Origin of the sequence: Lichenicola cladoniae (assembly GCF_013201075.1) — a bacterium.
GTDB lineage: Bacteria > Pseudomonadota > Alphaproteobacteria > Acetobacterales > Acetobacteraceae > Lichenicola > Lichenicola cladoniae.
In genome coordinates, this window is the sequence record NZ_CP053708.1 from 2,721,361 (window position 1) to 2,734,988 (window position 13,628).

The window sequence follows — 13,628 nt, forward strand, 5'->3', positions numbered from 1 at the left end:
GGGACCAGGCGTCGGTTTCAATGCATCATGACGCGATCATAGAGCGTCTGGAACATCCATGCGGTGAGGCCGATCGACAGGATCAGCAGCGGCACGTTCAGCATCAACGTCAGGGTGTTCCAGCGCTGGGCCTCGGAGAAGTTCAGGTGGAACAGGTAATACAGCTTGGCGATGGTGGTCAGGAAGGCGATGACCGAGATCGACGCCATCAGGTTGAAGGCGGACATCGCATGGCCCTGGACCAGCAGCAAGGAGATACCGAGCAGGCCCAAGGTTACCACATAGCCGATCAGGTAGCTGCGGCCGTTGGAGAAGGCGATCTCCGGATGTTCAGACGGTCGGGTATTGTCGACAGACATCAGATCGACCCTCGCAGGTAGACGAACGTATAGACAAAGGTCCAGATCAGGCCCTGGTAGAGCCAGTAGACCTTCAGGTTGGCGAGCCGGTAGGTGACCATCAGGGTGAAACCGTCGCGCGCGATCTGGAAGAACATCACCACCATCCAGAGCAGGCCGATCGCCAGATGGATACCGTGCACGACCACGACCGCCCAGAAGATGGACAGGAAGCCGCTTCGCTGCGGCGGTCCGCCGGCCGCGGCAATCCCCTGGAGCTCATGGACTTCCATTCCGATGAATGCGAGGCCAACCACCAGGGACAGCGACAACCATAGCATCGCGGGCCGGACGCGCTCGGCCTTGAGGTTCACCATCACCATGCCGTAGGCAAGCACGCTGGTGAACAGCACGATTGTCTCGGCATAGCCGTAAAGTGGGGACGCGACGTCGCGGGGCGTCGGGCCGCCCGCGAAGCTCATCGGAAAGCTCAGAACCTCATAGGCCGTGAACAGTGCGGCAAAGACGAGGGAATCGCTGAGCATGTAGAGCCAGAAGCCGAGCATGCGGGTGCTCATCATATCATGCTCGTGATCCGACTCCGCCCACAGGATGGGCTTGTCGCCGGGCAATGGGTCGTGCAGGCCCCAGTCCATGCCTTTGCTCACTCTGCGGCTCCTGCATTGAACGCGGTGACCGCACCGGGCACCAGACGGTCGGGTCGCCGTTCCGGTCCACGCGCGGCGAGGCGTTCCATACGGCGGACCTCGCTGCCCGGAATGGTCGTCCCGGTCGTGCCACCGAAGGAACGGAAGATGACAATCACGAAGATCGTAACCAGGGAGGCGATCGCCAGCCACCAGATGCGCCAGATCATCGCGAAGCCGAAGGCGGCCGTGCAGGCACCGATGAACATCGGCACCGGAGTGTTGACCGGCATTTCTATGTCGGAATACTCGGTCGGCATGATGTGATCGAGATGATGCTCGCGACGCCACGCCGCCTCGTCTCGGGCATTGATATGGGGGATGACCGCGAAATTGTAGTCAGGCACCGGGGAATGCGTGAGCCATTCGAGGCTTCGTGCGGTGCCCCACGGGTCCCGTCCGGCAAGGTTGCTGTTGCGGTCGCGGATGCTGACGGTGATCTGCCAGATGAACGCGGCCAGTGCCGCAATATCGACGAAAATACCGATTTCCTCGATCGCCAGCAGCGGCCACCAGGTCGCATACGGAACATAGGCGAGACGACGCGGCATGCCGGTCAGCCCGAGCATGAACATGGCGGTGAACACGATGAAGGACCCGCCGACCAGCAGCCAGAACACCCACTTGCCGCTGCGCTCGTCCAGGGTGAAACCGAACATCTTGGGAAACCAGAAAGTGGCACCGCCGATCGAGGCGAACACCGTCACCATCACGACGCAGTGGAAATGCGCGATCACGAACACGCTGTTGTGGGTCATGTAGTTGATTGCCGGGATCGCCAGCATCATGCCGGTCCAGCCGCCGATGATCTGCATGAAGATCGCCGACACCGCCCACAGCATCGGCGTCGTGAAGGTCAGCCGGCCGCGGACCATGGTCAGCGCCCAGTCGAAGACCTTCACACCGGTAGGGATGGCCACAAGCATGGTCGCGATGCTGTAGAACGCATTGACGACCGGCCCCGCACCCATGGTGAAGAAATGGTGCAGCCACACGGTCCAGGAAATGCAGCCGATGCTCATCGTCGCGGCGACCATGACCGGGTAGCCGAACAGTTTCTTTTCGGAGAATGTAGGGATGATTTCCGACATCATTCCCCAGGACGGCAGGATGATGAAGTACACCTCCGGATGGCCCCAGATCCAGAACAGGTTCGTGTAGAGCATGAAGTTGCCGCCGAGCCCGGTGGTGTAGAAATGCGTGCCGAGATAACGGTCGAGGCTGAGCAGGCCGATGGCGACGCCAAGCACCGGGAAAGCGGTGAGGCCGATCACGTTGGTAGTGAGCGAGGTCCAGGTGAACAGGGACATCCGCATCCAGGTCATGCCCGGCGCGCGCATCTTGATAATCGTGGCGATGATGTTCACTGCCCCGATGGTCGTCCCGATACTGCCGATTTGCAGCGCCCAGCTCCAGTAGTCAACGCCGACGTCGGGGCTGTAGGGAAGCTCGGTGAGTGGCGCGAGGCCGACCCAGCCGGCATGGCTGAAATCACCGACAAACAGTGACACCATGGTGAGCGCGGCGCCCACCGCGGTCATCCAGAAGGCGAGCGCGTTGAGATAGGGGAACGCCATGTCTCGAGCGCCGATCTGCAGCGGCACCAAATAGTTCATGAAGCCGGCAAGGATCGGGGTCGCGGCAAAGATCAGCATGATGGTCCCGTGGGACCCGTAGATCTGGTCGTAGTGATATGGCGGCAGGTAGCCGTGCTCGGCACCGAGGTATCCATGCGACAGGGGTCCGGCTGCCATCACCTGCTGCGTACGCATCATGATCGCGTCGACGAAGCCGCGGAACAGCATGACGGTACCGACGATCCCGTACATGATGCCGATGCGCTTGTGGTCGATAGTCGTCAGCCACTCGGTGTAGAGCCAGCCCCATTTGCGGTAATAGGTCAGCGAGCCGACGATCACCAAGCCCAGCACGGCTGCGAAGATGAAGGCGGTGCCCACGACCAGATTGTCATACGGCACCTGGGAGAGGGTCAGGCGGCCGAACAACCAGTCCCAATGGTCTTGGATATTTATCATCGCATATGGTCCTGCTCGGATGGGGCGGCGCCTTGGGTCGGTTGTCTGCCGCCGTCGACGTCGTGCGACTTCTTCTCGGTCATGCCGGAGGGAGTCTCATAGATGCGACCCATCATCACGTTGTAGACGACGTTGTCGAACAGGTTGTTCTGCACGCTGGAGAAGCGCAGGACGGTGTTCTTGGTGTTGATGGTCGGAGCCGCGAATTTCAAGAAGCCTGCCTCGTCGAGATGAGCGGGAGCATCCGCCATCGCTTTTGCCCAGATCTTGTAGTCGTCGGCCGAGACCACCTTCGTCTCGAAGCGCATCCAGGAAAACCCGGGCCCGTTATAGTCGGATGCGAAGCCCTGGTAGCTGCCGACGTTGTTGGCGATCAGCCCTTGCCAGGTCCGCATCCCGGGCATCACGTCGATCTGCCCGGCAAGCTGGGGGATGAAGAAATCGGTCGCCACGGTCGCCGAGGTCAGCCGGAACCTGATCGGGGTATGGACCGGGATGACGAGCTCGTTGGCAAGGGCAATGTGAAGCTCCGGATAGATGAAGAGCCACTGCCAATCGGTGGTGATCACGTCGATCTCCACGGCAGGAACCCTGGCGTCCGGGTTGTTGCCGACGGCCATGGCACCGGGATGCGTGGGCTCGGTCTGGAACGCGCCATAGGTGGAGTAGAAACCGAGGCCAATCACCACCAGCTGCGGCACGCCCCAGAATGTTGCCTCCAGCCCAACCGAATGGTTCCAGCCGGGAACGTACGCACCCTTTCCAATCCGGCGGTGGTAGCGCCAGATTGCCCACATCACCAGGAGCGTCGCCGGGCCGATGACCAGGAAGGTCGCGCCGGTATCGACTATCCAGGATTGTAATCCTGCTGCCGCAACTGGGCCGGCCGGGTGGATGAGCCAGAAACCCGCGGTCGAGCAACCGGTACAGAGCGCCGACAATGCCAGCGCGGCACTCCGAACGATGGCCTTGCCGTATCGATAAGCCAATCCGAACCTCTTGTCAGCTGATAGTGTCGGTGTTGCCGGGTGCGGTTCGGAGTGTGATTGGGCGGATCGCATGAAAATCAGTCTCACGACCGGAGATTCGATGACAGACGATATATAGTCAGACCTCACGGAAGCGGTCGGTTGGGCTGCATCACGCTTTCGAGTGGTGTTACTTAAAAGCACGGCCGACCTATTTCGTCTTTTTGCGCCGCTCTCGGGGGAACCAAACAAGAAGGTAATAATTGCGACGGGTACCGGTCGCCCGAATACAGCAAGGCGCGTGGTTACCAACCGAATATTGCAAGTCTTGGTCATGTAACAACAAGCGGAGCGGCCGTGTCCGTATGGGCCGGTCGCCAGCAATCCTGATCAGCGCAGGGAGCCCTTCCGGCAACACCAGCCGTGGTCCCTATGTCGATGCGGGATGCCCGATTGCAGTTTGGTAAGTGACATTGCCGTCAGGGACATGCAGTCGGGGCAGGCAGACACATCCGTGTTGCGGCCCCGCTCCATCGGCACCTCCATAATCGGCGCACGCCGCAGGCCGCTCCGCCCGCATTAGAATTCCGATCACAAGTCCGAACGAACTCACCGTTTTTCCAAAGTCGGTATGGTATCGGAACATTACGATGTTATACAGTTCGGGCGTTGCATCGCTTGGGCCGAAACTTTGCCCGCCCGTCAGATGCATCGGTGGAGCTGACTGCATGATTTCGACCCGATGGTTTCGTCGCGCACTATTAATGGCGCTGGGCGCCGTCGCCTTCACAGGGCCGGCCCGGGCAGTCGAGCCAACGGTGATCGGGTTCGACCCGGAGATGGTCCATCACGATCCGGACGGGTCGGCGTATCTATCGGTTCGTGACAGCTCCGGCATCTTCGACGCGATGGAACGTGGCGACGAGCCTGCCCTGCTGACCATCAAGGCACAGCTCGAAGCGGACTCGCCAGGGCGGCCATCCCTCGTCCAGACCATCGTTGCCGGTCTGTGCGATGTTGCGATTGCCCGGGTGCATGGCGATCTCGACACCGCGGACACGATACTAGACCGGTTGTCACGAAGCCTCGGACCGCTCGGCAGCCCCGGGCGATCGATCAATCCGCTCGGCTTCATGATCGACCTTACGCGAAGTGGGAACCAGCTTCTGCGTGGCGACGTGCGACGCTGGGCCGGGACCCAGGAGCAGCTTCAGCGCCAGTATTTCGAGCCGTTGCGCGCGGCCTACCACATGCCGGGATTGATCATCAGAAATGCCGACCTGATCCGGCTGGTGGTGCCGGCCGCATCCATCCCGGAACAGACGGTGGTTCTGTCGTCAACTGACGTCGTGCCGTTCACCCGGTGGAGCCCGATCATCGGCGGCAAGCAGGTCATCGACTCGATCGGCGACATCGTCATCGATGGTGACCGGCTGCCGGCCGTGTTCGATACGAATTCCTTCCTGGGGACCCTGCCGAAGAGCTACGTGACAGCGCACCGTCTCCGGGTCGTTGCCCAGTCCGGTGCGATGTCCGACGGGTCGGGACGCACCATGCTGCAGAGCCTCGTGCTGGTCCCGTCCATCACGATCGGCCACACCGTCTTCACCAACCAGCTCTTCTCGGTGGCGATGGTTGAGCGGCCCATTGTCGGCCTGCAGCTTCTCGCGCATCTGCGGCATGTGACGATGAACGCGAAGGGGCTGAGTTTCGGCTCTTCCGTCCCGTTCCAGTGCAGCCAGCCCTTGACGATCAGCTCGCTTCGGGGCGGCTACCAGGCAAGCCTTCTGCTACCGGTGATCCTCGACGGGCAGACGTTGATGGCGGCTTTCGGCAGCGGCGACGATACGCCGGAAGCCATGACCATCCGCACCAAGATGCTGCCCACCGGGCCGTCGAGCCATATCATCGACGAGAATGTCGAGACCATCCTGGGACGAAGCAGAGTGAAGATCGCGCTCGAGCATGCCGACCTGACGATCGGAGAGGCGAGAATGGCGGACATGGTCAAGTATGTCCTGACCGCGAAAGCCATGATCCCCAATATATCAACCCACGCATTTCGCTATGGAACGCTGCACTTCGACTGGACTGCGCACAGGGCCTGCTTCGACTAAATCAGACACCCCCTCTCCCTGGCGAGAGCAGTCATTTCCAACCTGCGATTGCGATCGCAGGTTGGATTACAACGGCTCAGCCTGCGTGCGCGTCGGCAAGGATCGAGGTGTCCGGCACGCTGACCGGCATCTCGTCGGTATAGACCGTGAAACCGGACAGGTTGCAGGAGCCGAAGGTGGTGGCGATCGCGACGTCGGTGGCGTCGCGGCCCCGGGCGATCAGGATGCGGCCGATGCGCGGCGTGTTGTTGCGGGCATCGAAAGTATGCCACGCGCCGCCGAGATAGACCTCGAACCACGCTGCGAAATCCATGACGCCGTAGGGCGGCGGCGTGCCCATGTCACCGAGGAAGCCGGTGCAGTAACGCGCCGGAATGTTCAGGCAGCGGCACAGGGTGACGGCCAGGTGGGCATAGTCGCGGCAAACGCCCCTTCGGTCGCGATCGGCATCGGACGCGGTGCGCGTGGAATCCGCATGCTGGTAGTTGAACACGATCCGCTCATGCGCGTAGTCGCAGATCGCCTGCACCAGCTCCCAGCCGGTGCGGCCGTCGTTGAACAGGGCCCAGGCGCGGTCCGACATGCGGTCGGTGTCGCAGTAGCGACTGCCGAGCAGGTAGACCAGCGTGTCGGCCGGGAGCGCCTCGACCGGGTGCTGCTGCACGCCGGGGCTGAGCGCATCGGGCAACCCGGTGTCGCTGACGACGATCCGGCTGCTGATCGTGAGGCGGCCCTGCGGTGCGAGGATGCGGGTGCAGACGTTGCCGAAGCTGTCGAAATATTGTTCGTGCGGAATGGGTGGGTCGAACTGCATCTGCTGTGGTGCTGCCAGATCTGCGTCCCGCGACGGATGCGGGCTCAGCAGCAGGATCATCGGCGTCGGACGCGGGCAGTCATAGACGATATCGTATCCGGCGTGGATCTGCATTTTGGATGGTTCCGGTTGCAAGGTTGGCGACGATCAGCTGCCGCAGCGGACCGACGGACCCCGAACGCAACAGCTTTGGACAGTCTACGAACATGACGATGCGGCGTCTGCCGGGCAAGCATTCTGTTCACCCGTCGAGCATGGGTGAGGTTCCGATCGACGACGACCGGTCGTAGAACGCCACCATGCCGCAACCGATCGCCGATCCAGCCGCACTCGAACCCGTGCCGCCCCTGCAGGCACCGCCGGCCGAGCATGACGGCCTGTACGGCGGGGCACGCACCCGCGCGATGCTTGCGGTGTCGTTGTCGGTGTTGCTGTCGGTCATGGACTACGCGATCGCCAACGTGGCCCTGCCGACGATCGCACACGACATCCATGCCACGACCTCGGCATCGATCTGGGTGATCAATGCCTACCAGCTGGTCTCGGTGATCTCGCTGCTGCCACTGGCCGCGGTCGGCGACCGGATCGGCTATGCGAGGATGTGCCGCTTCGGCCTGGCGCTGTTCGTGGTGGCGTCGCTGCTCTGCGCGGTCTCGACGACCCTGCTGGAACTGTCGCTGGCGCGCGGGCTGCAGGGCTTCGGGGGCGCCTGCATCATGAGCGTGAACGCGGCACTGCTCCGGTTCATCTATCCGACCCGGATCATCGGGCGGGGCATCGCGCTGAACGGGCTGGTGGTTGCCGCCGGTGTCGCACTCGGCCCGACCATCGCGGCCGGGGTCCTGTCGATCGCGAGCTGGCCCTGGCTGTTCCTGATAAACCTGCCACTGGGCGCGGTCGCCCTGCTGTTCGCGATCACCTCCCTGCCCCGCACGCCCACCCGCTACGTGGCGTTCGACGGCACCTCGGCGACGCTGAACGCGCTGGCCTTCGGCGGCCTGATCGTGGGGTTCGACTTCCTGGCGCACCGGGACGGATTGCCGGTCGCGCTGATCCTGCTGGGCATGGGCGTGGTGTGCCTGGTGGCGCTGATACGCCGGCAGTCCGGACGCAGCGACCCGTTGCTGCCGGTGGACCTGCTGATCCTGCGGGGATTCCGGGCGGCAGTGCTGACCGGGTTCCTGGGCTTCGTGGCGTCGAACTTCTTCATCATCTCGATGCCGTTCACCCTGGAACTGGTGCTGAATCGCTCGGCCGTGGCGACCGGGCTGCTGATCACGCCGTGGCCCCTGGCGATCGTGGTGGTGGCGCCGTTCGTCGGGCGCCTGTCCGACCGCTACCCGGCGTCGGTGCTGTCCTCGCTCGGGCTGTGCATGGTGGCCGGCGGCTTCCTGGCGCTCTGGCTGATGCCGGCACGGCCGACCAATCTCGACATCGCGTGGCGCATCGCGATGGCAGGCGCCGGCTTTGGACTGTTCCAGCCGCCCAACAATCGCGCGATGCTGCTGGCAGCACCGGTGACCCGCGCCGGCAGTGCCAGTGCCATGATCTCGGTGACACGGCTGCTGGGTCAGACCACCGGGGCAATGCTGGTGGCGATGACCTTCGCGCTGCTCGGAGCCGGCGCGAACCGGGCCTGCCTGGCGCTCGCCTCGCTGACCGCGCTGGCCGGGGCCGCGGTCAGTCTCGGGCGGCTGTTGCGCGCACCGGCGACCGCAGCTCCGGCCAGGTGACGTCGTAGGCTTCGATCATGAACTGCTCGAGGTCGATGGTCTCCGGCGGCGGCCCGAACTGCCCGGATCGCCGGTCGCCTCATTCGAAGAATTCGACGGTCCCGTCATCGAGGTCATAGCGGGCGCCGACGATCTTCAGCCGGCCTGCGCGCTGCGGCTCGATCAGCATCTGCTCGGTGGTGCGAAGGCGCTCGACGATACGCATCACGTTCATCCGAACCGAACGGTCGAGCAGGTCGTCGGTGCCGTCGCGGCGGGCGCGCAGCACGGCGGGGATGATCGGCTCGATCATCTGGCCGATGCTGCCAGGATAGGTCGCATCGTTCTCGACCACGTCGACCGCGGCCTGGACGGCGCCGCAGCGCTCGTGCCCCAGCACCACGATCAGTGGGGCACCGAGGACGGCGACCCCGTATTCGATGCTGCCCATGGCGGCGAGATCGACGACGTTGCCGGCGTTGCGAACGATGAACAGCTCGCCGAGCCCGCGTCCGAACAGATGCTCCGGTGAGACGCGGCTGTCGGAGCAGCCGACCAGGACGCAGAACGGACGCTGTTCCGTGGCGAGCATGGTGCGGCGCTCGTGCCCGGTCTGGTGCGGACGGACCGCATTGCCGCCGATGAAGCTGCGGTTACCCTCCTTCAGGATCGACAACGCCTGGTCCGGGGTCATCAGCGGGTGCGACGGTGGGGCATGGCTGGTCATGATCGGTGCCTCGTTCGGATGGGACCGGACGCCGGGACGCGTCCTACAACACCGGGACGCCGACCATCTTGGCCTTCGGCTCCGGCTCGACATGGATGTTGATCACGGCATCGCCGACCTGCTCGCGCAAGGCGGTTTCGATACGGTCGCAGATGACGTGGCTGTCGTCGATCGTCATCCGGCCCGGTACGACAAGATGGAACTCGACGAAGGTGACGCTGCCCACGGTGCGCGTACGTACGTCGTGCGCCTCGATCGCGCCGCCGGCATTCTCCGAGATCACCCGGCGCAGCACGCCGACCGCCTCCGGATCGGTCACCTCGTCCATCAGGCCGCCCACGGACTCACGCAACATGCCGTAGCCGGCCCACAGGATGTTCAGCGCCACGAATCCCGCGACCAGCGGATCGAGCCGCAGGTAGCCGGTCAGCGGCACCAGCGCGAAACCGACCAGCACGGCAACGGTGGTCCAGACGTCGGTCATGATGTGCCGGCCGCCGGCGATCAGCGCCGGCGACTTCCAGCGTCGGCCATAGCGGATCAGCACCAGCGCCCAGACGAGATTGATCGCGCCGGCGGCGCCGTTGAGCCCGATGCCGAGGAACGGCGTTGCCGGCGCATGCGGATGGACCCAGCCGAGCCAGGCCTCGCGCGCGATCGCCCCGGACGTCAGCAGCACCAGCGCGCCCTCGACCACGGCGCTGAGATATTCGGCCTTGTGGTGTCCGTACGGGTGGTTGGCGTCGGCCGGCAACGCGCTGAACCAGAGCGCGATCAGGGCGCCGATCGCGGCGACCACGTTGATCAGGGTCTCCAACGCATCGGAATAGAGCGCCACGCTTCCGGTCAGCAGGTAGGCACCGGTCTTCATGCCGAGAACGACGACGCTGATGGCAAGGCTGCCCCAGGCAAGTTTCAGGCTGCGATTCATGGTGGACTTCTACGCGGGCAAGGCCGGATCGTCATTCCCCGCCGCGTCCGCGCAGGCTGACCGCGATGCGAGGGCGGTGGTGGCCGGGACGAGGAGTGCGATGTCGTGGAGCCGGTCGCCGGCTGCGGCACCCGCGACCGGGAGGCGCCGGGCGGTTGCGGTCCCGCGGGTTTCGCATCGTTGCGGGACGAGGGTATCGCCGCCGATGAAGCCGGCTCCGGTCGGCGGCGTCTCGATGACCCGGGCCCTTATGTCTTGGCCGAGCGGAAACTCCTGCGCGGACGACACGGGGTTGCGACCTCGCATGGCCGCCCGCCTGAAGGGTCCAAGGCCGGCGCCTTGTTCTGACCACCGGCGATCCCAGCGGGTCGGGCAGGCCTGGATGCGAGCGATCACCAGCTCGAACGCGGGTAAACACATGTCGCGCCGACCGGTGACGGCGATCATGAAGCGGCCTTGACTGCGGAAGATGCAGGCCGTGCTCTAGCCAACGGGTGGATCGCGGCCAGCCGGCAAACGATCCGTTCCGTATCGGACGGCGGCCAAAACTAGTTGCCGACCGTTACGGTGCCGAGGCCGCTGATGTCCTTCTGCAGCGGGCCGTTCACCCGGGCGAGCCTGATGCTGCCGATGCCCGAAACCTGCGCGGTGGCGCTCTCGACGGGCGCGTCGATCCGGATGCCACCGGTGCCGCTGATGTCGAGGGTCGCCTGCCCGACCTCTCCGTGCGCGATGGTGATGTGTCCGGAGCCGGACACCGAGGCGGACAAGGCCGGCAGGTCGGCCTGGTCGATCGCCAGGCTGCCGGCGCCGGTCAGATCGACGCGCGCCCTGCCCGTCGCACGCGCAACGTCCACGCGGCCGAACCCGGATACCTGCGCATCGAGCGCAGTGACCTGGGCGTCCGTGAGCGTCACGCTGCCGGACAGGTCCAGGATGAGCGCACCCCCGATCGCGCCGACCTCATACCCGGCGGCTCCTGCCTCGTCGATCGACAGCGGCGTCCGCGATGGCACCCGGATCGTCAGGGCCAGCGTCTGCGTGAAGGATCGCGATCCATCCGGGCGCCAGCAGGCGGCCGGGCCGGCATGGATGTGCGGGCCGTCCTGGGTGTCGAACTTCAGCTGGGCGAGTTCCTCCGGATGGTCGGCGGTCGCATGGACAACGATTTCGGCCCGCAGCGTCGGATCGGGCTGGATGTCCACATGCCGGGCGCAGGGGCTGTCGATCGACAGGCGGTTACCGGCCAGGGTCTGGTCGCGATCGAGCGCAAAGGCGTGGACGGAGAGGATCGGCATCGCGAGAACCGCGAGCATGGTGGACAGCACGTGCCTGGGTGGCATGGCGTGGGACTCCAGATAATGGTCGTCATCTGAGTGCACGCTTCGTGCCGTGATCCAGGCCGTTGAAAGGCATAGGTCTTTTGGATCGCAGTCGGATCCGGCGCCGGGCAAATTGTGAAATACGCCAGCAACTGGCGTACCGGACCATGGCGTATCGCACGCCCCGGCACCGCCTGCCGATCGTCCTGGCGACGATGGATGTTCGATCCGAACCTGTAATAGACAGGGCGCCGGAGGTCCGGGGCCGCGACCTGTCCGGCGCGCGGCCCAGCTTCTTGCCAGGAATGGCGATCGGCGGGATTAGAGGTGGCATGGAACACGCAGAGGCGCCGCTCAACGACAACAGCCTGTATCGGATACTGGTGGATTCCGTCACGGACTACGCCATTTTCATGCTTGATCCGACCGGCGTGGTCATCAGCTGGAATGCCGGCGCCCACCGTTCGAAGGGATACGAAGCCGGCGAGATCATCGGCCGGCATTTTTCCCGCTTCTACACCGATGAGGACCAGGCAGCCGGATTGCCCGACCTGGCGCTGCAGACCTCCGCCACCAGCGGAACATTCCGGGGCGAAGGATGGCGGGTGCGCAAGGATGGCAGCCGTTTCTGGGCAAACGTCGTGGTGGATCCGGTCCGGAACGGCGCCGGGGAGATCATCGGCTTCGCCAAGGTGACCCGCGACGTCACCGACTGGAAGACAAGCCAGACGGATCTGGAGCAGGCGCGCGAAGGGCTGCTGCAGTCGCAGAAGATGGAGGCGATCGGACAGCTGACCGGTGGCATCGCACATGATTTCAACAATATGCTGGCAGGAATTTCCGGCTGCCTGGAGTTGATGCAGGCGCGGCTGTCGCAAGGGCGTATCGCCGACCTGGAACGCTATGTGGACGCCGCCCAGAATTCGACCAGGCGAGCGGCCTCGCTGACCCACCGTCTGCTGGCATTCGCGCGCCAGCAGACGCTTTCCCCGAAGGCAGTGGACGTCAACCTGCTGGTCAATGGGATGGAGGAGCTGATCCGCCGCACCACCGGGCCCGCGATCACGGTCACGACAGCTGGCACCGCCGAACTGTGGACCGTGCTGGTCGATCCGCACCAACTGGAAAACGCGCTGCTGAACCTCTGCATCAATGCACGGGACGCGATGCAAGATGGCGGCCGCCTGACAATCGAGGCCGCCAACAGGATGCTAGACGAGACCGCTGCGCGCACGCATGGCATGCTGCCCGGACGATATGTCTCCCTATGCGTCAGCGACACGGGAACCGGGATGACGCCGGAGACCATCCGGCGCGCGTTCGAGCCGTTCTTCACGACCAAGCCGGTCGGCAAGGGTACGGGGCTCGGCCTGTCGATGATCCACGGCTTCGCGAAACAGTCGGGCGGGCAGGTGCGGATCTATTCCGAGGCCGGTACCGGTTCCATGGTGTGCCTCTATCTGCCGCGCCATCACACCGACGCCGATCTCGACGAGGTGGCGGACCTGCCGCTGCAACACGTGAAGGCCGGCTTCGGGGAAACCGTGCTGGTCGTCGATGACGAGCAGACCATACGAATGCTGGTCTGCGATGTCCTGACCGACATGGGATACGCCACGAGAGAAGCGGGAACCGGCGCGACGGCGCTTGCGCTGCTGCAGTCCGATCTGCGGATCGACATGCTGATCACCGATATCGGCCTGCCGGGCGGGATGAGCGGGCGTCAGCTGGTGGATGCCGCCCGGGCAACCCGGCCTGCGTTGAAAGTGCTGTTCATCACCGGCTATGCGGAGAACGCGGCGACCAGGCACGGCATCGTCGAACCCGGTACGATGGTGCTGACCAAGCCGTTCGCGCTGGCGACCCTGGCCGACCGGATCCGGGGAATCATCACCCAGGACCAGGAGCCAGGCTCCGATCGGGATTCCCCCGCGGACTGAAGCGAGCTCTGGCCGG

The 13,628-nt window shown here is 64.4% G+C and carries 12 protein-coding genes; 3 read left to right on the forward strand and 9 right to left on the reverse strand.

Annotated elements, in window-relative coordinates:
• Positions 1-17: 17 nt before the first annotated feature.
• Genes HN018_RS12500 through HN018_RS12515 form a run of 4 tightly spaced genes read right to left on the reverse strand, consistent with a single transcriptional unit; the run spans position 18 to position 4,070 of the window.
• Positions 18-359: a cytochrome C oxidase subunit IV family protein gene (locus HN018_RS12500; RefSeq protein ID WP_171836367.1), complete on the reverse strand. Its 342-nt coding sequence runs from the start codon at positions 357-359 to the stop codon at positions 18-20.
• The gene (locus HN018_RS12505; protein WP_171836366.1) at positions 359-1,006 is read right to left on the reverse strand and encodes a cytochrome c oxidase subunit 3; all 648 of its coding nucleotides are present in this window, start codon (positions 1,004-1,006) and stop codon (positions 359-361) included. The genes HN018_RS12500 and HN018_RS12505 overlap by 1 nt, the downstream gene beginning before the upstream one ends.
• Positions 1,003-3,051: a cbb3-type cytochrome c oxidase subunit I gene (locus HN018_RS12510; RefSeq protein ID WP_408886800.1), complete on the reverse strand. Its 2,049-nt coding sequence runs from the start codon at positions 3,049-3,051 to the stop codon at positions 1,003-1,005. Before HN018_RS12510 ends, HN018_RS12505 begins: the two co-directional genes overlap by 4 nt.
• A 26-nt stretch (positions 3,052-3,077) precedes the next feature.
• Complete coding sequence (locus HN018_RS12515; protein WP_171836364.1) at positions 3,078-4,070, reverse strand: ubiquinol oxidase subunit II; 993 nt, start codon at positions 4,068-4,070, stop codon at positions 3,078-3,080.
• A 707-nt stretch (positions 4,071-4,777) separates the two neighbouring features.
• Here HN018_RS12515 and HN018_RS12520 point away from each other — a divergent pair.
• A complete protein-coding gene (locus HN018_RS12520) occupies positions 4,778-6,166 on the forward strand; it encodes a hypothetical protein (RefSeq protein ID WP_171836363.1) in 1,389 nt (462 codons plus the stop codon).
• 76 nt (positions 6,167-6,242) lie between these two features.
• On the opposite strand, the gene HN018_RS12525 is transcribed toward HN018_RS12520, so the two are convergent.
• On the reverse strand, positions 6,243-7,094 hold the full coding sequence (locus HN018_RS12525; protein WP_171836362.1) for a transglutaminase-like domain-containing protein: 852 nt from the start codon (positions 7,092-7,094) through the stop codon (positions 6,243-6,245).
• Between the two features lie 185 nt (positions 7,095-7,279).
• Here HN018_RS12525 and HN018_RS12530 point away from each other — a divergent pair, with 185 nt between their 5' ends.
• The gene (locus HN018_RS12530) at positions 7,280-8,713 is read left to right on the forward strand and encodes an MFS transporter (protein ID WP_171836361.1); all 1,434 of its coding nucleotides are present in this window, start codon (positions 7,280-7,282) and stop codon (positions 8,711-8,713) included.
• Between the two features lie 79 nt (positions 8,714-8,792).
• On the opposite strand, the gene HN018_RS12535 is transcribed toward HN018_RS12530, so the two are convergent.
• From HN018_RS12535 to HN018_RS12550, 4 genes are all read right to left on the reverse strand, one after another.
• Positions 8,793-9,419, reverse strand: a complete 627-nt coding sequence (locus tag HN018_RS12535) for a carbonic anhydrase (protein ID WP_171836360.1) — start codon at positions 9,417-9,419, stop codon at positions 8,793-8,795.
• A gap of 43 nt (positions 9,420-9,462) precedes the next feature.
• Positions 9,463-10,350, reverse strand: coding sequence for a cation diffusion facilitator family transporter (locus tag HN018_RS12540; RefSeq protein WP_171836359.1), 888 nt, complete (start codon positions 10,348-10,350; stop codon positions 9,463-9,465).
• Between the two features lie 9 nt (positions 10,351-10,359).
• Complete coding sequence (locus HN018_RS12545) at positions 10,360-10,797, reverse strand: hypothetical protein (protein WP_171836358.1); 438 nt, start codon at positions 10,795-10,797, stop codon at positions 10,360-10,362.
• A 101-nt stretch (positions 10,798-10,898) separates the two neighbouring features.
• The gene (locus HN018_RS12550) at positions 10,899-11,693 is read right to left on the reverse strand and encodes a GIN domain-containing protein (protein WP_171836357.1); all 795 of its coding nucleotides are present in this window, start codon (positions 11,691-11,693) and stop codon (positions 10,899-10,901) included.
• A 146-nt stretch (positions 11,694-11,839) separates the two neighbouring features.
• On the opposite strand from HN018_RS12550, the gene HN018_RS12555 reads away from it, so the two are divergent.
• Positions 11,840-13,612, forward strand: coding sequence for a PAS domain-containing sensor histidine kinase (locus HN018_RS12555; protein WP_171836356.1), 1,773 nt, complete (start codon positions 11,840-11,842; stop codon positions 13,610-13,612).
• Positions 13,613-13,628 lie beyond the last annotated feature (16 nt).

Excerpts from the sequence above, each read along its gene's own strand:
- HN018_RS12525 (WP_171836362.1), bottom strand. The coding sequence starts at position 7,094 with ATGCAGATCCACGCCGGATACGATATCGTCTATGACTGCCCGCGTCCG.
- HN018_RS12500 (WP_171836367.1), bottom strand. The coding sequence starts at position 359 with ATGTCTGTCGACAATACCCGACCGTCTGAACATCCGGAGATCGCCTTC.
- HN018_RS12540 (WP_171836359.1), bottom strand. The coding sequence starts at position 10,350 with ATGAATCGCAGCCTGAAACTTGCCTGGGGCAGCCTTGCCATCAGCGTC.
- HN018_RS12530 (WP_171836361.1), top strand. The coding sequence starts at position 7,280 with ATGCCGCAACCGATCGCCGATCCAGCCGCACTCGAACCCGTGCCGCCC.
- HN018_RS12520 (WP_171836363.1), top strand. The coding sequence starts at position 4,778 with ATGATTTCGACCCGATGGTTTCGTCGCGCACTATTAATGGCGCTGGGC.
- HN018_RS12535 (WP_171836360.1), bottom strand. The coding sequence starts at position 9,419 with ATGACCAGCCATGCCCCACCGTCGCACCCGCTGATGACCCCGGACCAG.
- HN018_RS12555 (WP_171836356.1), top strand. The coding sequence starts at position 11,840 with ATGGCGTATCGCACGCCCCGGCACCGCCTGCCGATCGTCCTGGCGACG.
- HN018_RS12545 (WP_171836358.1), bottom strand. The coding sequence starts at position 10,797 with ATGATCGCCGTCACCGGTCGGCGCGACATGTGTTTACCCGCGTTCGAG.
- HN018_RS12550 (WP_171836357.1), bottom strand. The coding sequence starts at position 11,693 with ATGCCACCCAGGCACGTGCTGTCCACCATGCTCGCGGTTCTCGCGATG.